Annotated in this window: 19 protein-coding genes; 7 read left to right on the top strand and 12 right to left on the bottom strand. The window is 73.0% G+C overall.

Annotated features, from left to right (window positions below; genetic code table 11):
* Position 1: 1 nt before the first annotated feature.
* Complete coding sequence (locus ACGFSH_RS27765) at positions 2 to 1,249, bottom strand: cytochrome P450 (protein ID WP_393353327.1); 1,248 nt, start codon at positions 1,247 to 1,249, stop codon at positions 2 to 4.
* A gap of 297 nt (positions 1,250 to 1,546) precedes the next feature.
* Entirely contained in the window at positions 1,547 to 2,230 is a 684-nt protein-coding gene (locus ACGFSH_RS27770) for a ScbR family autoregulator-binding transcription factor (protein ID WP_393353328.1), read from the bottom strand.
* A gap of 418 nt (positions 2,231 to 2,648) precedes the next feature.
* On the opposite strand from ACGFSH_RS27770, the gene ACGFSH_RS27775 reads away from it, so the two are divergent.
* Positions 2,649 to 4,631 (top strand): acyl-CoA dehydrogenase, encoded by a 1,983-nt coding sequence (locus ACGFSH_RS27775; protein ID WP_393353329.1) that lies wholly within the window; start codon positions 2,649 to 2,651, stop codon positions 4,629 to 4,631.
* A gap of 297 nt (positions 4,632 to 4,928) precedes the next feature.
* Here ACGFSH_RS27775 and ACGFSH_RS27780 read toward each other — a convergent pair whose 3' ends face one another.
* The 4 genes from ACGFSH_RS27780 to ACGFSH_RS27795 form a co-directional block, all read right to left on the bottom strand.
* Positions 4,929 to 6,035: an NAD(P)/FAD-dependent oxidoreductase gene (locus ACGFSH_RS27780; protein WP_393353330.1), complete on the bottom strand. Its 1,107-nt coding sequence runs from the start codon at positions 6,033 to 6,035 to the stop codon at positions 4,929 to 4,931.
* A 152-nt stretch (positions 6,036 to 6,187) separates the two neighbouring features.
* Positions 6,188 to 6,661 carry a carboxymuconolactone decarboxylase family protein gene (locus ACGFSH_RS27785; RefSeq protein ID WP_393353331.1) on the bottom strand — a complete coding sequence of 158 codons (474 nt, stop codon included), beginning with the start codon at positions 6,659 to 6,661 and terminating at the stop codon, positions 6,188 to 6,190.
* Between the two features lie 244 nt (positions 6,662 to 6,905).
* Positions 6,906 to 8,060: a PP2C family protein-serine/threonine phosphatase gene (locus tag ACGFSH_RS27790; RefSeq protein WP_393353332.1), complete on the bottom strand. Its 1,155-nt coding sequence runs from the start codon at positions 8,058 to 8,060 to the stop codon at positions 6,906 to 6,908.
* A gap of 111 nt (positions 8,061 to 8,171) precedes the next feature.
* Positions 8,172 to 8,930, bottom strand: coding sequence for an IclR family transcriptional regulator (locus ACGFSH_RS27795; protein WP_393353333.1), 759 nt, complete (start codon positions 8,928 to 8,930; stop codon positions 8,172 to 8,174).
* A 130-nt stretch (positions 8,931 to 9,060) separates the two neighbouring features.
* Here ACGFSH_RS27795 and ACGFSH_RS27800 point away from each other — a divergent pair, with 130 nt between their 5' ends.
* On the top strand, positions 9,061 to 9,384 hold the full coding sequence (locus ACGFSH_RS27800) for an antibiotic biosynthesis monooxygenase family protein (protein ID WP_393353334.1): 324 nt from the start codon (positions 9,061 to 9,063) through the stop codon (positions 9,382 to 9,384).
* 203 nt (positions 9,385 to 9,587) lie between these two features.
* On the opposite strand, the gene ACGFSH_RS27805 is transcribed toward ACGFSH_RS27800, so the two are convergent.
* Positions 9,588 to 10,025 (bottom strand): ATP-binding protein, encoded by a 438-nt coding sequence (locus ACGFSH_RS27805; RefSeq protein WP_393353335.1) that lies wholly within the window; start codon positions 10,023 to 10,025, stop codon positions 9,588 to 9,590.
* A gap of 314 nt (positions 10,026 to 10,339) precedes the next feature.
* Here ACGFSH_RS27805 and ACGFSH_RS27810 point away from each other — a divergent pair, with 314 nt between their 5' ends.
* The 5 genes from ACGFSH_RS27810 to ACGFSH_RS27830 all read left to right on the top strand — a co-directional run bounded on the left by ACGFSH_RS27810 (position 10,340) and on the right by ACGFSH_RS27830 (position 14,110).
* On the top strand, positions 10,340 to 11,215 hold the full coding sequence (locus tag ACGFSH_RS27810) for a helix-turn-helix domain-containing protein (protein WP_393353336.1): 876 nt from the start codon (positions 10,340 to 10,342) through the stop codon (positions 11,213 to 11,215).
* Positions 11,212 to 11,481: a DUF397 domain-containing protein gene (locus ACGFSH_RS27815; RefSeq protein WP_393353337.1), complete on the top strand. Its 270-nt coding sequence runs from the start codon at positions 11,212 to 11,214 to the stop codon at positions 11,479 to 11,481. Before ACGFSH_RS27810 ends, ACGFSH_RS27815 begins: the two co-directional genes overlap by 4 nt.
* Positions 11,482 to 11,563: 82 nt before the next feature.
* Positions 11,564 to 12,370, top strand: coding sequence for an SAM-dependent methyltransferase (locus ACGFSH_RS27820; RefSeq protein ID WP_393353338.1), 807 nt, complete (start codon positions 11,564 to 11,566; stop codon positions 12,368 to 12,370).
* 221 nt (positions 12,371 to 12,591) lie between these two features.
* Positions 12,592 to 13,170 (top strand): hypothetical protein, encoded by a 579-nt coding sequence (locus ACGFSH_RS27825; RefSeq protein ID WP_393353339.1) that lies wholly within the window; start codon positions 12,592 to 12,594, stop codon positions 13,168 to 13,170.
* A 130-nt stretch (positions 13,171 to 13,300) separates the two neighbouring features.
* Entirely contained in the window at positions 13,301 to 14,110 is an 810-nt protein-coding gene (locus tag ACGFSH_RS27830) for an SAM-dependent methyltransferase (RefSeq protein WP_393353340.1), read from the top strand.
* Between the two features lie 120 nt (positions 14,111 to 14,230).
* Here ACGFSH_RS27830 and ACGFSH_RS27835 read toward each other — a convergent pair whose 3' ends face one another.
* The 5 genes from ACGFSH_RS27835 to ACGFSH_RS27855 form a co-directional block, all read right to left on the bottom strand.
* The gene (locus ACGFSH_RS27835) at positions 14,231 to 15,682 is read right to left on the bottom strand and encodes a WGR domain-containing protein (RefSeq protein ID WP_393353342.1); all 1,452 of its coding nucleotides are present in this window, start codon (positions 15,680 to 15,682) and stop codon (positions 14,231 to 14,233) included.
* A gap of 175 nt (positions 15,683 to 15,857) precedes the next feature.
* The gene (locus ACGFSH_RS27840) at positions 15,858 to 16,955 is read right to left on the bottom strand and encodes an MASE1 domain-containing protein (RefSeq protein WP_393353344.1); all 1,098 of its coding nucleotides are present in this window, start codon (positions 16,953 to 16,955) and stop codon (positions 15,858 to 15,860) included.
* A 50-nt stretch (positions 16,956 to 17,005) separates the two neighbouring features.
* A complete protein-coding gene (locus ACGFSH_RS27845) occupies positions 17,006 to 17,854 on the bottom strand; it encodes a PP2C family protein-serine/threonine phosphatase (RefSeq protein ID WP_393353345.1) in 849 nt (282 codons plus the stop codon).
* A gap of 221 nt (positions 17,855 to 18,075) precedes the next feature.
* Positions 18,076 to 19,716 carry a phosphoglucomutase (alpha-D-glucose-1,6-bisphosphate-dependent) gene (gene pgm / locus ACGFSH_RS27850; RefSeq protein ID WP_393353347.1) on the bottom strand — a complete coding sequence of 547 codons (1,641 nt, stop codon included), beginning with the start codon at positions 19,714 to 19,716 and terminating at the stop codon, positions 18,076 to 18,078.
* Between the two features lie 134 nt (positions 19,717 to 19,850).
* A complete protein-coding gene (locus tag ACGFSH_RS27855) occupies positions 19,851 to 20,027 on the bottom strand; it encodes a hypothetical protein (RefSeq protein WP_329416146.1) in 177 nt (58 codons plus the stop codon).
* Between the last annotated feature and the right edge of the window lie 410 nt (positions 20,028 to 20,437).

A 20,437-nucleotide genomic window follows, 5' to 3' on the forward strand; every position in this document is an offset into this window, starting at 1 on the left:
TTCAGCGCTCCCGCGGGGCGAGCAGGACCGGCAGCGCGAGGTGACTGTTCATCAAGAAGCTCGGCATCGGCCGCAGTTCGTCCGCCGCGCAGGCGAGCGTCATACGGGGGAAGCGGTCGAAGAGCGCGGCGAAGGCGCTCTCGGCCTCCACCGCGGCGAGCGGGGCGCCCATGCAGCGGTGCGGGCCGTGGCCGAAGCCGAGGCCGTCACGGCCCGTGCGCAGCAGGTCGAAGCGGTCGGCGTGCGGCCCGTGGCGCTCGGGATCGCGGCCGCCTGCCGCGAAGGAGACGAGGATGGCCTCGCCCTTGCGGATCAGCACACCGTCCAGATCGATGTCCTCGACGGCGAACCGCATCGGCGAGTACGCCCCGGGGGTGTGCACCCGCATCGTCTCGGACACCACGTCCTCCCAGGTCGCCCGGCCCTCCCGGACGTGGTCCAGCTGTTCGGGCGCGAGCAGGAGCGCCGCGACCGCGTTGGTGATCAGCGCGGCCGTGGTGTCCTGCCCGCCGGCGATCATGAGGAAGAGGGTGCCCAGCAGCTCCTCCTCGCTCAGCCGGTCGTCCTGGTCACGGGCCTGGATCAGCAGCGACGTGAGGTCGTCGCCGGGCTCGGCGCGCTTGGCCCGCACCAGCTCCGACAACCGGACGAAGGCCTCCAGCCGGGCCGCCTCGACCTCCTGGCCGCTGTTCGTCGTGCCGAACACGGTGTGCAGCGCCGCGCACAGGGCGTCGGTGTCCGCGCCCTGCTCCACCCCGAACAGCTCGCAGATCACCCGCATCGGCAACAGCTCGGCGAACCGGGCTCGCAGGTCCACCGGCGCCCCCGGCCCCTCCGCCCCGTCCGTCCGCGCGAGGGAGTCGACGAGTCCGGCGGCGATCTGCTCGACCCGCGGCCGCAGCGCCTCGGAGCGGCGGGCGGTGAACGCCCCGGCCACCAGCCTGCGCAGCCGGGCGTGCGAGGCTCCGTAGGCGAACAGCATGTTCTCGTTGGCCACCCACGGGTAGAGGGGCCACTCCTCGGTGATCCTGCCCTCGATGAAGTCCGGCCAGTGCCGGCGCGCGTCCTTCGACACCCGCGGGTCGGTCAGCAGCCGCTCCACGTACCGCTGGCGCACCACCGCCCAGGCCACCACTCTCCCGGGCAGTTCCACGCGGACCGCCGGTCCCCCGGCCCGCAGCATCGCGGCCTCGCCCGCGAGGTCACGCCCCGTCACGTCGAGGGCGTAAGGGCACGCAGTCGCATCCATGGTCGTACTCCCCGGTTTTCGTCTCGCACACGTCGGCATGGTCACGTGCCGGGAGCCCGAGGGCCGGCTTCCCCCAGCCCTCCCACGGGAGCGCACAACGGCGTCCCGGACAACGTCTCGCCTCTCCCCTCCCCGCGGCATGTCCCGCTCAACCCCCCGCGGCCCACCGCCCTCGTCCGTCCCACCGACCCCACCTGCACCGCGAGGACGTGCCGGCGCGGCCGTCCCACCGCCGGCCGTCCCGCGCGCCGCTTCAGCGCTTCCGGGGCGGCAGGGCCGGCGTGCCGTCCGCGGCACTCACCCGGCGGCCTGGGGCTGCGCGCCGCCCCAACCGGCCTGCACGGCCTCCTCGTAGACCCGGGCGCCCCGGTCCGGCGCGGTGTCCAGCTGCAACAGCACCGCGGGCACGGCGACCCCGGCCATCAGATGGCGCTGAAGGTCCGTCACCCGCTGGGGCAGGTCCGCGTGCCCGGTCATGATCTTGGACAGCACCTGCACCCCGGTGAAGGCGCCCACGAACATCCGCGCCGCCGCGTCGACGTCGACGTGCGGCAGCAGCTCTCCCCTGTCCTTCGCCCGCCCCAGCAGTTCGGCGTTGCGCGCGATCCATCCGCGCATCGGCGCCTGTCGGTCCAGGCCGTCGCCGAGCGCCCCCTGGTCGACCGTCAGGCGGATGCTGCCCTGCACCAGCGGATCCCCCACCGACAGCAGATGGGCCAGGACGAACGCCTCGTCCAGCCCCTGCTGCAACGTCAGCTTCCGCTGCGGCACGGCCGGGATCGCCCCCAGCTGACTGGCCAGCACGGCCTGGGCCAGGGCCTCCTTGGAGGAGAAGTGGAAGTACAGCGCGCCCTTGGTCACACCGGCCCGGGCGAGGATCTCCGAGATCGTCGCCGCTTCGTACCCGACCTCCGCGAACACCGCCGCGGCCGCGACGAGGACGGCCCGCCTCTTCCGCACGGCCCGTTCCTGCACCGCCACGCCCTACCTCCGAGATAGCTCCCGCGAACCAGGCTCCGGAATATACCGACACGTTCGTTCCGCGCCACCTCGCCGGCTCCCGGGCCCGCACGCTCCGTGAGAGCATCGCAGCACCGGCCCCCGCAACGCTCCCGGAACGCCCCCGCACCGCGGTCCCACCGGGCGGAACCGGAAACCGGCGGCCCGCGACGACGGTTTCGGCCGAGGCCCTCCTCCCCCGCCCTTCCCGCGGTCACCAGGGACGACTGCCGTACGCCGGGCCCGCTTGCGGCACGTGGACCCATCGGTTCACGCCATTCTCGGCAAAGGTGTTTGCCGATTTCCGACTTGATGAGCAAACCGGGAGGTCCGTATCTTCTGGCTCATCGGGCATCCAGACGTCCACGTTCCGAATCCGCGACCGACGGGGGAGAAGGTCATGGCCCTGCTGGCATTCCACGACGCAGAAGGCCCCGCCGGGCCCTGCCCGGCAGAGCACGCCCCGGACGCGGCCGCACCACGAGCGCCCTCCTGCGGCCCGGCCGGCCCGGACGCCCCGACGGACCGCTCCCCCGGCCCGCCGGCGGGCGCGCCGGACCCGTCCCCCGAGGACGCGGCGGACCCCGGGGACGCCCTCACCCGTGAGCTGACCCGGCTGCTCTTCGACGGGGACGGCGACCGTGAACGGGTCCACGCCCCCTGGCGGCGGCTCATAAGCCGGGACGCCTTCCGCCACCGGCCCGGCCTGACGCCCGAACAGCGCGCCGCGCAGTCCTACGACCGGCTGCGTCTGGTCAACGACACACTCGACGACCCCGTGTCCCTCGCGACCGACCCGGCCCTGCTCACCGCCCTGCACGAATGGGCCGCCATCGTGGACGGCGGCGGCGGCCTGACCACCGTCGCGAGCATCCATTACAACCTCTTCCTCGGCAGCGTTCTCGACCACGCCGACGCCGCGTCGAGGAACCTGGACGAGTTCGCCTCGCTGCGCCGCGTCGGCACCTTCCTGTGCACCGAGCTGGACCACGGCAACGACGCCACCGCGCTGGAGACCACCGCCCGCTACGACCCCGCGACCGGCGGCTTCGTCCTGCACACCCCGCATCCGGGCGCCGCGAAGTTCATGCCCAACACCAGTTCCCTGGGCGGCCCGAAGTCGGCCGTCGTCGCCGCCCGCCTCCTCGTCGGCGAGCGGGACCACGGCGTCTTCCTCTTCCTGACCCCGCTCACCGACCACGACGGCCCCCTCCCCCATGTCACGGTCGAGGCCCTCCCGCTCCGGCCGAACGCCCCCGTCGACCACTGCCTCACCTCCTTCGACCACTTCCCGCTGCCGGGCAGCGCCCTCCTCCAGGGCGAGCACGGCCGCCTCGACGCCGACGGCGCCTTCACCAGCAGCCTCGGCAACCGCCGCAAGCGGTTCCTCACGTCGATCGCCCGGGTGACCGCCGGGAAGCTCTGCATGAGCGCGGCGGCCGTCGGCGCCTCCCGCGCCGCGCTGGCCATCGCCGTCCGGTACGGCGACCGGCGTCACGTCAGCGGAACGAGGCCCGACCGGCGCGTCCCGGTGAACACCCACCGCACCCACCACGGCAGGCTCCTGGAGGCCGTGGCCGCCACTTACGCCATGACCCTGCTCCACCGGTCCCTCACCGCCGCCTGGGCCCGCCACGGCGTCGACGACCGCGACGACCTGGAGCGCCTCATCGCCCTGGCCAAGGCCTGGACGACCTGGCAGGCGCGCACCATCGCCCTGGAAGCGCGCGAACGCTGCGGCGCCCAGGGGCTGTTGCCCGCCAACCTCCTCGCCGGCTTCCCCGAGTACATCGAGGGGACCATCACCGCGGAGGGCGACAACCTTCTCGTCTCCACCAAGGCGGCCGCCGAACTCCTGCACCGTCCGCCCGCCTCACCGGTCGCCGCCCCGGGTCCGCCCGACCTCACCGACCCCCGCTTCCTGCGCGACCTGCTCGCCCGCACCGAGCAGGCGTTCCACGCCCAGGCGAACCGGGCGCTGCGCGGCGGGCCCGCACACGATCCGCAGGGCCGCTGGAACACGGCCTCCGGCCCCGCCCTCCAGCGCGCCCGCGTCCACACCGTCCTGAACGCGGCCGACGTCATGCTCGCCGCCCTGGCCGACGCCGCGGGCGGACCCGCCCACGGCGTGCTCGGCGACCTCACGGCCCTCTTCCTGCTCGGCCAACTCGCCCCGCACACCGGCCTTCTGCTGGCCGACGGCCATATCGCCGCGCAGCACGTCCACGAGTTCCCCGTCGTCGTCGACGACCTCACCCACCGCCTGCGACCGCATCTCACCACCCTCACCCGCGCCTTCGACCACCCGCCCGAGTACCTCGACGCGCTGCCGATGCTGCGGGACGACGCCGGAGGGCGGCACGCGGCCGACGCCATGACGTAGGACGGGAGTTCTCCGCGCGGGAGAGCGGCGTGCCGGTCGGCAGGGCGTGCGCGCGGGCGAGCGCGACGGGGTCGCCGTCGACGTGGACGAGCCGGAGTCCGGTGCGACGCGCTGCGCGACCTCGTGGGTGTCGTCGGCGGTGGGCGGACCGGTACCGATCCAGGAACCGGCGGATGCCCTCCCGCACGGCCAAGTGAGTCCTCGCGCGCCTCAGGGAGTACCGACTGGTGACCACCACGTCGACCAGCCGGGGCGGATCTCCTTGATCCCGTCGCCGGATCGGGCGGATCCGGCCGATCAGGCGGCCGTGTAGCCGAGTTGCCGCCTCATGTAGGGGGTCATGAGCGTCTTCGCCTTGGCGAGCACGGAGGTCCGGCCGCCGAGCACCGCGCTCTCGCCGCCCGGCACGGGCAGCAGCGTCATCCCGTCGGCCGGGCCGAAGGGCACGATGAGCGGGGTGCGCCGCAGGGGCCGGTAGAGGCGGGGCTCCCTGCGGTGCCGACCCGAACTGTGCAGGTGGGCGCGGATGTTGTGGGCGGCGAGGTCGGCCTGGGCGAGCGCGGTGGGAGTGATCTTCAGCTCGCTCGCGTCGTTGACGTCGCCGACCGCGAAGACGTCCGGCCGCCCGTGGACCCTGAGCCTGCGGTCGACCTTGACGTGGCCGCTCGCGGTGAGCCAGTCGCCGTGCCCGGCCAGGCGCAGCCACAGCGTGTTCGGGGTGGTGCCGGTGGCCCAGAAGGAAAGGTCGGCGTGGACGACGCCGCCGTGGGCGTCGCGGTAGGCGCCGAAGTCGTTGCCGGGGGACATGAACGAGTCGAGGCGGACCTCCACGTCGTGCGACTCCAGCCAGTCGAGCGCCCTGCGCCCGGCCCGTTCGCTGCCCGTGCCGTGCAGCAGCGTCGGTCCCGAATGGGCGAGGGTGACACGGGCGTCCGGCCGGGCCAGCCGGATCTCCGCGCTCAGTTCGACGCCCGAGGGGCCGCCGCCGACCACCAGCACGTGCCGGGCGGCGGCGACCCTGCGCTGGTGCCCGGCGAACGACTCGATCGTCTCCTCGGCAAAGACGCCGGTGAAGCGCGCCGGTTCGGGATAGTCGGCGCCCGAGGCGATGACGACCACGTCGTAGGGGAGTCGCTCACCCGTCGCCAGGACGACCTGCCGTGCGTCGGTGTCGATGCGCACGGCCTTGCCCACGACCATCCGGCCCTCGCGCAGCAGCCGGTCGTACGGGATGAAGGGCGTGAGCGACCACTCCGGGCGCACACCGGCCCGGAGGGAGGCTATGCGGTGGAAGAAGACCTCCTTGCGGTCCACGAGGGTGACCCGCGCCGTCGCGTCGAGGCGTTTCGCCAGACGGACGCCCGCATAGCCGCCACCGATCACCACTACGTCGCCGTCGCGCACGCGCGTCTCCTGTGCAGGGGGCAGGGGAGGACGAGCGGCGCGGCGGAGAGGCCCCGGCCGCTCGAACTGGCGACGAGCGTAGCGTTTGAATTCTAAAGTTCACCCGGCGAGGTGTGCACGTTCCGTGAAGCCGGGCCCTCCGCGATGACCGTTCAGCCGAACTGGCCCGGCGTGTAGTCGCCCGCGGGCTGCCGGGCGATGACGTTCAGCCGGTTGAAGGCGTTGATGACGGCGATGGTCGCCACCAGTGCGGTGAGCTGCTCCTCGTCGTAGTGCTCGGCGGCGTTCGCCCACACCTCGTCGCGGACGCCGCCGGCCGCGTCCGCGATGCGGGTGCCCTCCTCCGTCAGCTCCAGGGCGGCCCGTTCGGCATCCGTGAACACCGTGGCCTCGCGCCAGGCCGCGACCAGCGCGAGGCGCACGGGCGTCTCCCCCGCGTGCGCGGCGTCCTTGGCGTGCATGTCGGTGCAGAAGCCGCAGCCGTTGATCTGGCTCGCGCGCAGCAGCACCAGGTCGCGGGTCGAGGGCGGCAGCGTGGAGTCCGAGACGGTCTTTCCGGCCGCGGTGAAGTGCTTCAGGAGGGTGGACCCGAGCCGGCTGCCGAAGAGGTCGAGACGCGCTTCCATGGTGATCTCCTTGCCGTGTGGACGGTTGCCCAGCACTGACGCACCGTCCGGACACGACGTGACGGCGGAACCGGCCGCGAGGCATGTGACGTGCGTCTCAGCGTCACAGGCCGGACGCGGCCGCCGCGACGGGGTCCCGTTCCGGCGCGGCGAACAGGCCCTGGGAGGCCGCGGCGGCGGTCAGCGCGGCGGCGGACTTCCTCATGAATGTCATGAACACAGTCTGCTGCACACGCCATCGCGGTCAGCTCGCCGGTTCCCCCAACACCGTTACAGGGGAGGGAAGTTGAGAGTCCGCCGATGGGACGGGGAGCGGTTTGCGGATCAGCAGCAGCGCCGCGTCGTCGTGCAGGCGACCGCCGACATGCGCCAGCAGCTCGTCATGGACGGCGCCGAGCGTGCGCGCGGGCTCGTCGGACAGATGGCGGGCGAGTCCCTCGACCAGCGGGTAGAAGGCGCGCTCGCGGTCCCGGGCCTCGATGACGCCGTCGGTGTACAGCAGCAGCTGGTCACCGTCCGCGAAGGACAGCTCCTGAAGGCCGGGGGTCTGGTCGGTCAGGGCCCGCAGCCCGAGGGGCGGGGCGGGCGGCACGGGCTCCACCGACTCGATCCGCGCCGACGCGCGCACCAGCAGCGGCGGCGCGTGTCCGCAGTTCACCACGTGCAGCAGTCCGGGGCGCGGGAACCCGGCGATCACGGCGGTGACGAAGTCGTCGGCCCCGAGGTTGCGCGCGAGACTGCGTTCGATGCGCTCGACGACGGCGAGCAGATCGGGTTCGTCGTAGGCGGCCTCACGGAAGACACCGAGGACGAGCGCCGCGGTGCCCACCGCCGGCAGCCCCTTGCCGCGCACGTCCCCCACGATCAGCCGTACGCCGTACGGAGTGGGCACCAGCGCGTAGAGGTCCCCGCCGATCCTGGCCTCGGCGGCCGCCGCGCTGTAGCGGACGGCCGCCTCGAAGGGGCCGACCGTCGCCGGCACCGGCTTGAGCAGCGCGTGCTGGGCGGCCTCGGCGACCGACCGGACGTCCGCGAGGACCCGTTCCCGGCGTGTGCGCAGATCGCCGGCCAGGGTGCTCGCACAGGTGACGGCCAGCAGCGCGGCCGCCACGGCCGCCAGCTCCGCCCCCCGGGCGCCGTCGCGGGCGCCGAGCGCCGCCCCGAGTCCCGCGGCGAGCAGGCCCACCCCGAGGACGCCCCGCGGTCCGTGGGTGCTGGCGGCCAGCGCGGGCCCGGCCGCCAGCAGCGGCAGCCAGGCCGTCCCGGCTCCGCCGAGGAGGATGACGGTCCCGATGACGAGAGTGATCAGCAGGGGCAGGACCCGGCCTGCCGCCGCCGCCCTGGGTCCGAACAGCCGGGTCGGGCGGTGGTCGCCGTCATGGTTGCGGGCCTGAGTCATGCTGGTCCGTAGTCCTCACGTGTGCGCCGAGAAGTCCTCGAATGTCCGTTTCCACCAGGAAACGGGTCGGCGCGGCCGCTCACAAGGATCAGATTTTCAGATAGTGAACGATCAGACGGTGAGCGAAAGACTCCTGGTCACGCGACCGGCGATCGGCAAGAGGCGGTCCCGGACCTGCTCCAGCCGGGGAAGCCGGTCCACCGGCAGGGAGACCCCGAGCGAGCCGAGCGTGTCGCCGCTGTAGACGGGCACCGCCACGCAGACCGTGCCGAGCGCGTACTCCTCCAGGTCCGTGACCGCCGGGGCCACAGGAGAGGCGTCCAGCCGCCGCAGCAGTTCGCGGGGGCTGGTGATGGTCCTCGGCGTGAGGTCGGCGAGGTGGTGCCGGGAGAGATACTCCCTGCGGGCGTCGTCGTCCAGCTCGCGCAGCACGGACTTGCCGAGCGCGGTGGCGTGCCCCGCGTCCTCGAATCCGACCCACAGGTCCACGCGCGGCGTCCGCGGCCCGTCCACGATCTCCGCGACCCGGATCTCGCCCTCCTCGTAGAAGGTGAGGTAGGCGGGGGTCGCCAGCTCGTCGCGCAACGCGGCCAGCGTGGGGCGCACCCTGCTGAGCAGGGCCTGCGCGTTTCCCGTCGTGCGCAGCGTCTGCACCCGGTCCCCCAGGACGAACCCGCCGTCCTGGAGTTTGCGCAGGTAGCCGTCGTGGACCAGGGTCCGCAGCAGGTGGTAGGCGGTGGCCAGGGGCAGGTCCGCCTCCCGTGCCAGCCGTTTCGCCGGCGCGCCGTTGTCGTGCGCGCTCACCGCCTCCAGCAGGCGGAACGCCCGCTGGACGGAGGCGATCAGCGTCGGCCCGTCCCGCGCGGTCATACGAACAGGGTGCGCCGGACGCCCGGCGCAGGCAACACCCGCTCGCCGGCCCCGGCCCGGCGCGCACCGCGGCGTCCCCTGGCGCGGGCCCCTCGCGACGCCGTGCCGCCGGGCGCGGGAGGATGGGGCCATGAGCGTAGTGAAGATCAACGTACTGACCGTCCTGGCGGAGCAGCGGGAGACCCTCGAGAAGCGGTTCGCCGCGCGGGCCGACGCCGTCGGGGACTCCGACGGGTTCGAGTGGTTCGAGCTGCTCCGCCCGGTCGAGGGCACCGACACCTACCTCGTCTACACCCGCTGGCGGGACGAGGAGTCCTTCCAGGCGTGGCTCAAGGGCTCGATGAAGGCGGCGCACGGGGGCGGCGCGGAGGGCGAGCGTCCCAAGCCGGCGGCCTCGGGGTCCACGCTGTGGTCCTTCGAGGTGGTGCAGCAGACCGCGCCCAAGGGCGAGTAGCCCGCGGAACCCGCGCCACCGGACGCACACGGCCACCTGCCGCCCTTGTGCGTCCGGTGTCCGGCGTCCGGCGTCCGCCTCGGCGCGCGGTGGGGTGCGGGGCGCCGGGTGTGGGCCGCTGGACGGCCGACTCCACGCTCACATCCGGCCGGCCGGCCGGCCGTCGGTCGGTCGGCCGCCGCGCGAGCGCAGTTGCTGATCCGTCAGGATCGCAGCATCGCCCATACGGCGTTGCCGCCGGTCAGGTTGGAGCGGTCGACGCCCCAGGTCTGGGCGAGTTGCTCCACGAGGAGCAGCCCGCGGCCGCCCTCGTCGTCCGGGCCGGGCTCGCGACGGGGCAGGACCCGGCCCGAGCGGTCCTGGTCGTGCACTTCCAGGCGCAGGCCTGCCGCGCCGACCAGCCCGACCCCGCACAGGAACCGGGCGCCGAGCGCGTGCCGTACGGCGTTGGTGGCGAGTTCGGACACGAGCAGGACCGCGTCCGCGCACAGCTCGCCGGGCAGTCGCCACGCCGTCAGCCGGGCGTCCATCGAGCGACGCGCCACCGACACGCTGGCGCGGTGGGCGGGGAGTTCGAGCCAGTGCGCGCGGTCCGGACTCCAGGTGTCCAACGGCCGGGGAGAAGTCGTGTGGGGGGACACGGTGGACGCCTTCCGTGGGGGGCGGGAGCAGCAGCCGGGGGCCGGGAAGGTGAGCAAGGGACCGACGTGGACGGGGCGTTCTGTACGGTCCTCCCGTGCCGCGAACGCCTGCTCGCCCCAACTCCCGTGAAAATGAGGAAGCTTGACGGGGGAACACTGAGGTTCGTCGGCGCGGTTCACGTGAGTAACTATGCTCGCACCGGAGTTCAAGCTGCAACCGACTGCCTGATAATTTCAGCAGGCCGGTATCCGTCCGGTCGCGCCAGCAGGGCGCCATCGGACTCGTCAGGGTGACACCCCTCAGGAGGCACGGCGTGAGCGAAGGCCGTTCGGGCACGGGCAGCACCAGCGCGCCCACCGTGTTGCGCATGATCCTCGGCCGGCGGCTGCAGGAACGACGCCAGAACGCGGGCGTGTCGCTGGACGACGCGGCCAGAGCCCTGCACGTCAAACCGCTGACCATCCGCCGGCTGGAGAAGGCGGAGGTCGGTCTCAGGCCGCTCTACGTGCAGATCCTGCTGGACGCGTACGGAGCCGGCCCGCGCGAGATCGAGGAGTTCGTCGCCCTCGCCGAGCGGGCCAACGAGCCGGGCTGGTGGCATCCGTACCGCGACGTGCTGCCGGGCTGGTTCAGCGGCTACGTCAGTCTGGAGACCGGGGCCAGGACGCTGCGCACCTACGAGCCGCACTACGTCACGGGCCTGCTCCAGACGCCCCGGTACGCGCGCGGAGTGCTCGGCGGCGGCTTCCCTAACGACCGCGACGAGGACCTGGATCGCCGCGTGGACCTGCGGCTGCGCCGCCAGAGCCTGCTGGAGCGAGACGACGCCCCGACGCTGTGGACGGTGCTGGAGGAGGCGGTGCTGCACCGGATGGTGGGCGGCCCCGAGGTGATGCGGGAGCAGATCGACCGGCTGCTGGAGGTGTCGGAGCTGGAGCACGTGAGCGTCGACATCGTGCCGTTCACGGCCGGCGCGCACGTCGGCGCCTGTGCGCCGTTCACCTACTTCCGGTTCGAGGAACCGGAACTGCCCGACATCGTCTACACCGAGATCCTCTCCGGCGCCGTGTACCTGGACCAGCGCTCCGACGTCGCGGCGCATCTGGAGGCCCACAACCGCATGTCCCTGCTGACCTCGGACACGGACAGCAGGGCACTCCTGAACCGTATGCGCAAGGAGTACTCATGACCGGCATCGGCGGCGGCGACGGTCGCGCCCACGACGTCTACAACGGGATGCCCGCCTCCGACCTGGGCGACCACGGCTGGGAGTCCCCGTGGAGCGGACCGAACGGAGGCCAGTGCGTGCAGACCAAGCAGCTCGCCGACGGCCGCGTGGCCCTGCGGCAGTCGACCGACCCTGCCGGGCCCGCGCTGATCTACACGCCCGAGGAGATCGCCGCGTTCGTCGCGGGAGTCAAGCGGGGCCTCGCCGACCACCTGGCGGCCGGCTGAGCCCGAGCACGACGGGCAGGACGGGCCGTCCGCGGCCCCGGCCTGCCCGGCACCCCCCATGCACACCACCGAAAGGCACAGGATGAGCACCTCGAACGCTCCGCGCGACATCGACACCAGCAGGCCGCACTCAGCCCGGATGTACGACTACTACCTGGGCGGCAAGGACCACTTCGAGGTGGACGAGCAGGCGGCGGAGTCCGTCGCGGGCGTCTATCCGGGCATCTTCGTGTGCGCCCGCGAGAACCGCGCCTTCATGCACCGGGCCACCCGGGTCCTCGCCCGCGAGCACGGCATCCGCCAGTGGCTGGACATCGGCACGGGCATCCCGACCGAGCCGAACCTGCACCAGGTCGCCCAGTCCGTGGTCCCCGAGGCGCGGGTCGTCTACGCGGACAACGACCCGCTCGTCCTGAAGTACGCCGAGCGCCTGATGCGCAGCACTCCCCAGGGACGCACGGCCTATGTGCACGGGGACGTCAACGACCCGGGCGCGCTGCTCGCGGCGCCCGAGCTGGCCGAGGTGCTGGACCTGTCGCAGCCCGTGGCGCTGTCCCTCAACGCGCTCATGCACTTCGTCACCGACGCGCAGGACCCGTACGGCATCGTGGCGCGGCTGCTGGACGTGGTCCCCTCGGGCAGCGCCCTGGCCCTGAGCCACTGCACGCCCGACTTCGACCCGTCGACCTGGCAGAAGGTCACCGACATCTACAACGGCGCGGGCACACCCGTGCAGTTCCGCTCGCGCGACGACGTCGCCCGCTTCTTCGACGGACTGGAACTGCTCGACCCGGGCGTCTCGGTGGGCCACCGCTGGCGTCCGGACGGCCCCGTCGAGGCGACGGACGCCGAGGTCAGCCTCTGGACCGGGGTGGGCATCAAGCCGTAGCCCGCCGAAGGCGCCCCCGGGCCCCGGGGGCGCGCTCGTGGACGAACGGCCGTCCGCGCGGGACGCGCCGGCACCGGGAGCGCTCCGGCGCCGCTGCCGCGCGGCCGGTGCGGCACGGGTGGATCGACCGGCACACGGAAGCCGGGACCGGGCCGGGTCGCCGGCCAGGCTGAGTACGAGGACTCATGACGCGGCTCGGACGTACGAGCGAGGATGGGCGCATGACGAAGACCGAACGCCCCGCGATCCTGCGCACGGCGCCGCTGCTGGCGGCGCTGGCCCTGCTGGCGGCGGGGTGCGGAACCCAGCGGGCCGGACAGGAAGCCGGGGACGGGGCTCCGTCGCGGGCCGCCGTGACGACGCCGGGCGCACCGGCGGACTTCGCGTGCCCCGGCGAGAGCGCCGCGCCGGCCCCCACCCCGAGCGCGACCCCCTCCACGCCCGCCACACCGCCCACCGACCACTACGCCGAGAACCACGGCTTCCGGGTTCCCCTCCAGCTCCACGGCCGGAGCCGCTGCGACGGGCTGGCGGCCGCCCGGCGGATCGAGCGGGCGCTCGAACCGCTGCGCCGGCGCGGCGACTTCAGCCCGCAGAGCACCCGCGCCGCCCTCACCGGCCTCGGGTACGCCGACGGGGACGTGCAGTCGTCCCAGAGCGGTCCGACCGGGGTGAGCTTCCTCGTCGTCGCCCGGCCGCTGTGCCTGGAGGGCGGCATCGACCGCGAGAAGACGCGGGTCGACGCCTTCGGCGGCTACCCCGACGGCACCGGCTGCGAGCCGCCCGCCGGGGGCCACTGACGAAGGAGCGAGTCGGCGAGGTGAGCGTTCGGACCGACCGGATAGGTGAACTGATGTACGGAAAACGCTCGTTGGGACGTAAGTTGTGGCCAGCACTGCTCACGCCTCGGCTGAAAGACGGACGACGACCATGACCGACCCTGAGACCTCGTCAGCGGCACACCAGACCATCGACACGTCGGTGCCGCACTCGGCGCGCATCTGGAACTACTGGTTGGGAGGCAAGGACAACTACCCCGTCGACGAACAGGCCGGCGACGCGTACACGGCCGTCTTCCCCGGCATCGTCACCATCGCCCGCAGCAGCCGCGCCTTCCTGCGCCGGACCATCACCCACCTGGTGACGGAGGCGGGCATCCGGCAGTTCCTCGACGTCGGCACCGGTCTGCCGACCGCCGAGAACACCCACGAGGTCGCCCAGCGGCTCGCCCCCGAGTCGCGGATCGTCTACGTGGACAACGATCCCCTGGTCCTGGCCCACGCGCGCGCCCTGCTCACCTCGACCCCCGAGGGCGCGACCGCGTACGTCGACGCCGACGTCCTGGACCCCAAGCGCATCCTGGCCGCGGCCGCCGAGACGCTGGACTTCAGCCGCCCCACCGCGCTCATCCTCAGCAACATCCTCGGCCACGTCGCCGATCACGCGACGGCCCGCGCCATCGTCACCGACCTGATGGCCGCGCTGCCGTCCGGGAGCTACCTGGCCGTCAACGACGGCTCACGAGGCGTCGACCCGGTCTTCGAGCAGGCGCAGGACGCCTACAACGAGAGCGGCGCCGTCCCGTACAACCTGCGCTCCATCGACGAGATCACGGCGTACTTCGACGGGCTCGAACTGCTGGAGCCGGGCGTCGTCTCGGTGCCGCTGTGGCGTCCCGACGCCGGTTCCCCGGCCCCGGACATGATCGGCGAGCACGGCGGCGTCGGCCGCAAGCCGTGACACCGGGCCGTCCGGGCCGCTCCTGACCCGACCGCGCCGCCGCGCCGTCCCGCGAGGGCCGGTGCGGCGGCGCGGACGGCGGATGCGGCGGGACGCTGCACGGAGCGCCGAGGGCTGCCGTCACAGGAGGCGCCGGATGTCGCCGCGGACCCGGTAGAAGCCGCCGGCCGCCGGGTGCAGGGCGTCGACGACGTAACGCGCCCCGGGCTCCCGTATCTCGCGCGGGAACTGGACGTTCCACGATGCGTCGTAGCCGTCGGAGACCACGTGCACCCGCACCCGGCCGGCCCGCTGGACGCACTCGACGACGATGGCGCCGGCCGGTGCCTGCGCCACCGTGGCCACGCTCGTCGCCGTGGCGGGAGCGTAGGTCGGCAGGGCGGCGGCGAGCTTGACGTCCCGCGCCACCGGAACCGTGCCCTGCTGGGCGGCCTCGACCGCCGCGTCGCTCGCGTCCACGCACACCAGTGAGCCGTCCGTGGTGACCAGGTACAGACGCTCGTCGCGGTACTGCATCGACAGGGCGGATCCGCCTCCGGTGCCGAGCTTCCACAGACGCGTGCCGTCCCGGTCGAAGCAGTAGACGGACGACGACGCGTCGCCCGCGAACACGAACCGCCCGCTCGGCGAGGTGGCGCACGAGTACACCGCGCTGTCGCAGCCGTACGTGGCCTCCACCGCCCCGGTGGCCTTGGACAGCCGCTGGACGACCCGGTGCGCGGTCCCCGCGTACACCGCGTCCGCCTCCTGCCAGCCGAACAGGACGCCGCCCCGGGTGGGGGTGTGCCAGAGTTCGCCGCCGCCGTCGGGCGCGTACGCCGTGACGCCCCGGTGGTGGCCGTGGTAGACGGCTCGGTCGTCTGCGCGCACCATCCAGGCGTGCTCGCCCTGGCTGCGCCGGGCCCACTGGTGCTCGTCCTCGTGGTCGATGACGGTGAGCCGGCCGCCCCGGTCGGAGACGTTGAGGACGCCCTCGTGGATGTCCAGCCAGAAGATGTCCACGTCGGCCGTGATGTCGTACGCGGCGAACGGCAGCTTCGAGGACAGGTCGTAGACCTTGCCGTCGTCACAGCCCGCGTAGATCCAGAAGTCGTCGGCGACCAGGCACTTGACGCCGTCCGGCAGGGTGAAACGGGCCAGGACGCCGCCGTCGCGGTCCAGCGTGTAGACGTCGCCGGACTGGTTGCCGACCCAGCAGCGGTCGTCGTCGACGTGGATGCCGAACGCCGAGGAGCCGGTGCGGAACCGCCACAGCACCGGCGCCACGGCGCGCGCCGTGGACGGGGCCGACGCGACCTGACGACGGGTCACCGGGCGGGCGGCGCGCTGTCCCGCGACGGCCGGGGCGTAGCCCTTGCGGACCTTCTCGCCGACCTTCTTCGCGGCGGCGGCCCGTGCCTTGTCGGCGGTGGGGAACGTGGTCGACTGCACCTGGCCCGACGCGCCGATCCGCCCGTAGCGGACCGTCACCACTGTGCCGTCGACGGCCACTTCGTAGAACTTGTGCGCGCCGCCGTCGTCCTGCGACAGCTCCAGATAGGTCGTCGACGCACCGATGGACCCCGTAGACATGACACACCCCTCCCCAGGGCGGACCCGCGGCCGTTCCGGCGGATCCCACTGACGAAACCGTAGGCGAAGGCACTGACAATCGGACGGCGCGGACGATCGGGCGGTGGGGCGATCGGGCGGTGCGGGCGGAAGGGCTCGGGGCCCCACGCGGAGGAGGTCGCCGGCGACGGCCCGCTCAAGGTTCCCTGCCCCTGCCCTCCCTGCCTTCCCTCCCCTCGGAACCGACGCCCCCGGGCTCCCCGCGCCCGGACTTCCCGCCCCCGGGCTCCGCGCCCTCGGCATCCCCGGACGCGCTGTCCTTGGGGGGCCGACCGGGTGGCACGTCGCCCGCGGTGAGGTGTTCCAGCACCTCGACCAGTTCCTGGCAGGCCTGTTCCACGGAGCGCCGGGTGTTGCGCTGCTCCGCGATCACCGCGGAGAGCAGGAGCGCGGTGAGGGCCATCGTCCCGTTGAACGCCTGCAACTTGATCATCACCTCGATGCGGGTCAGGCGCCCGAAGGGTCCCGCCCGGTCGGTGGCCGCGATCGTGGCGAGGACGGAGGTGAACAGGGCGCACACCATGCTCCCGCCGAGCTGGAACCGCAGCGCGGCCCAGATCAGCAGCGGGTAGACGAGGAAGAGCAGGCTGACGTGGCTGTGCGTGGCCGTCGGGACGACGGCGCAGGCGATGAGCGCCAGTCCCGTGGCCTCCTTCCAGCGAGAGAGGTGCAGGGGCCGTCGGAGCGTGTGGAGCACCAGCAGGACGGGCGTGACGATGAGCACGCCCATGGCGTCGCCGACCCACCAGGCCAGCCAGACGGCCCAGAAGCTGTGCGCGTCGATCTTGTCGGTGAGGAGCAGGACGCCCACGCCGACGGTCGAGCTGATGAGCATGGCGGTGAGGGCCCCCAGGAAGACCAGGGCGAGGCCGTCCCGGAACCGGGCCAGGTCGGTGCGGAAGCCGACCCTGCGGAGCATGAGGTACGCGCAGACGGGGGCGGCGGTGTTGCCGGCCAGGTTGCCGATCACGGCGGGCCGCAGCGACGTCAGCGACATGATGACGAGGAGGGCCCCGAGCGCGATGCCGGCCCAGGAGCGGATCCCGAGGATCAGCAGACAGGCGACCGCCACGCCCGTGGGCGGCCAGATGGGGGTGAACACCGCGCCTTCGACGACCAGCTCCCGCGTCAGGCCTAGCAGCCCCGCCGCGTAGTAGCAGAGGGCGACCGCCAGCGTCTGGATGACGAAGACGGCTGTCCGGCGCAGATCGGGGGTACCCACCACAGCTGTCATCAGACACCGGTGGAGCGCTCACGGCGAGGCGGGGGGCGCGGCGACCGGCCCTATGGCTGAATCCGGGGACGTCGTGGTCCGGCCGGTCCGTCGTGGCGCACGACGAGGACGGCCGCGTCGTCCTCGTGGCCGATCAGTTCCGCACGCCTGATGACCGCGGCGGCGAGCGAGTCCGCCGTCATGCCGGCGACGGCGGCGATGCCCGCGAGCCGCACGACCTGGTCCAGGCCCTCCTCGACGCTGAGCGTCGGTCCTTCCACCACTCCGTCGGTGAGCAGCACGAAGACCCCGCCCTTGGTGAGCCGGTAGCGGGTCACGGGGTACTCCATGCCGCCTTGGACGCCGAGCGGCGGTCCGCCCTCGTCCTCGGCGACGCCGGACTTGCCGTCGGCGGTGGCCCACACGCACGGGATGTGTCCGGCGCGGGCGCTCTCCAGGACGCCGGTGGCGGGGTCGAGGCGCATGAAGGTGCAGGTGGCGAAGAGGTCGCCGCCGAGGGAGAGGAGGAGTTCGTTGGTCCGGGCGAGGAGCGCGCCGGGCTCGCCGGTGACGGAGGCCAGGGCGCGCAGTCCGACCCGGACCTGTCCCATGAACGCGGTCGCCTCTATGTTGTGGCCCTGGACGTCGCCGATCGACAGGCCGATGCGCCCGTCCGGCATGGCGAAGACGTCGTACCAGTCGCCGCCCACGTTGAGACCGTGGCAGGCGGGCGCGTATGTGACCGCGAGCCGGAATCCCGGGACCGCCGGCAGGTCGCGGGGCAGCATCCCGCGCTGAAGGGCCAGGGCCAGCTCGACGCGGGAGCGTTGCAGTTCCGCGCGTTCGCGCGCCTGGGCGGTCAGCGAACCGAGTCTGGCCAGCAGCTCGTCGCCGTCGTCCGTGCGGCGCTTGCGGGACATCGATCACTCCGGCGGAACGGCAGCTCGTCGGCGGGGAGGGGAGAGGCGAGAACGTCCTGTTGATCCGGGCGGACAAAACTCACATTTTACCTTTACAGGATGATAGCCGTCCCTGTCGCGTCCGCTCGCGGCCCCCGCGCACGGCCGGCCCTCCGTGCCCCGCGCAGGCCCAGGAGATCCCCGTGCCGCAGCCCCGGGGATCTCCTGCCGCCGCGCCTGGCTCAGCCCGCCAGCGCCGCGTCGACGACCTCCTTGGCCTCCTCCTGCACCCGGCGCAGGTGGTCCGGGCCGAGGAAGGACTCGCCGTAGATCTTGTACACGTCCTCCGTGCCCGACGGCCGGGCGGCGAACCACGCGTTGGCCGTGGTCACCTTGATGCCGCCGATGGCCGCTCCGTTGCCCGGGGCCTCCGTGAGCACGCCGGTGACGGCCTCGCCGGCCAGGGTGTCCGCCGTGACCTGCGCGGGCGAGAGCTTGGCGAGCAGCGCCTTCTCCTCGCGGGTGGCCGGCGCGTCGATACGGGCGTAGGCGGGCGCGCCGAACCGTTCCGTCAGCGCGGTGTAGTGCTCGGAGGGGGTCTTGCCGGTGACCGCCGTGATCTCGGAGGCCAGCAGCGCCAGGATGATGCCGTCCTTGTCCGTGGTCCAGACCGAGCCGTCGCGGCGCAGGAAGGAGGCGCCCGCCGACTCCTCCCCGCCGAAGCCCAGCGAGCCGTCCACCAGGCCGTCCACGAACCACTTGAAGCCGACGGGCACCTCGACCAGCCGGCGCCCGAGGTCCGCGGCGACCCGGTCGATCATCGAGGACGACACCAGCGTCTTGCCGATCCCCGCGTCCGCGGGCCACTGCTCGCGGTGCGCGTAGAGGTAGCCGATGGCGGCGGCCAGGTAGTGGTTGGGGTTCATCAGGCCCGCGTCCGGGGTGACGATGCCGTGCCGGTCGGCGTCGGCGTCGTTGCCGGTCGCGATCCCGAACCGGTCGCGCTGGTCGATGAGCGAGGCCATCGCGTACGGCGACGAGCAGTCCATGCGGATCTTGCCGTCCCAGTCGAGCGTCATGAAACGCCAGGTCGGGTCGGTGAGCGGGTTGACGACCGTCAGGTCGATCCGGTGCTGCTCCGCGATACGGCCCCAGTAGGCCACGGAGGCTCCGCCCAGCGGATCGGCGCCGATGCGGATCCCGGCGGCGCGGATCGCGTCCAGGTCGACGACGTTCGGCAGGTCCGCGACGTAGGCGCCGAGGAAGTCGTGGCGGGCGGTGGTGGACGCGGCGAGGGCCCGCGCGTACGGGACGCGCCGCACCTCCTTGAGACCGGCGGCGATGATGTCGTTGGCGCGGTCCTGGATCCAGGACGTGGCGTCCGAGCCGGCCGGGCCGCCGCTGGGCGGGTTGTACTTGAAGCCGCCGTCGCCGGGCGGGTTGTGCGAGGGGGTGACCACCACCCCGTCGGCGAGGCCCGCCGTACGGCCCCGGTTGTGGGTGAGGATCGCGTGGGAGACGGCGGGCGTCGGGGTGTAGCCGTCGGCGTCGTCGATGAGCACGCTCACGCCGTTGGCCGCGAACACCTCCAGCGCCGTGACCCGGGCGGGCTCGGACAGGGCGTGGCTGTCGGCGCCGAGGAAGAGGGGCCCGTCGGTGCCCTGGGCCGCGCGGTACTCGCAGATGGCCTGGCTGGTCGCGGCGATGTGGTCCTCGTTGAACGCCGTGTTCAGCGACGACCCGCGGTGCCCCGAGGTGCCGAACGCCACGCGCTGGGCCGGGTCGGCCGGATCCGGGTGCAGCGCGTAGTACGCGGTGACCAGCCGGGCGACGTCGACGAGATCTTCGGGGCCGGCCGTCCGGCCCGCTCGCTCGTGCTGCATGTGCCCGCTCCTCCACATCGGTTGACCAATGGCTTGCGGTCCCATCTTTCCCCGTGGAGGCACTCGCACGCGACCACGGGCCGGCCGGCCGTCCCCGGATTCCCTCCGGTCCGGCCGGTCCGGCCCGTGCGCGGTCAGCGCCGGCGGCCGCGGGCGGCCCAGCCGCTGCCGATGCCCCCGACGTGGAGGGCGAGCAGGGTCAGACCGATGAGCATGAAGTTGGTCGAGGTGAAGGTGTCGTTGGTGGAGATGTCCGCCGCGTTGATCAGGAAGGCGATGAAGAACAGCACTGCCGAGACGATGGCGAGCACGGGGTCCGTCCTTTCGGGGAGGGGACTTCGCCGGACGTGTGGGTCCGGTGGGTGGTGGTTGTCCATGGCGGCGTCACGGCGGGCCGTCCGGCGGGCCGGTCCCCGCGGGGTCGTACCCGCTGAGTCGTTCCCGCTGAGTCGTTCCGGCGCCTCGCGGTGGTGCGTGTGACGTCCGTCCGTATGTGGGGCTTCGGTGTGCGGTGTCGGGATCCGGTGCGGCTTCGGTGTCGCCGCCCCTTCGATGTGACCGTTCGATGCGGCTGTTCTCCGCATGCCCCCGACCGCTCGTCGAACACCGGCCCGTTTCACCGGTGTTCGACGAGCGGCCCGCATCTGAGTAGCCGTACTCAGGCGTGGTCGCCGCGCCGCCGGGAGACTGGGGCCCCGACCGCCCAGCCCGGAGGCCCCTC

This window comes from Streptomyces sp. NPDC048481 (assembly GCF_043200075.1).
Lineage (GTDB): Bacteria > Actinomycetota > Actinomycetes > Streptomycetales > Streptomycetaceae > Streptomyces.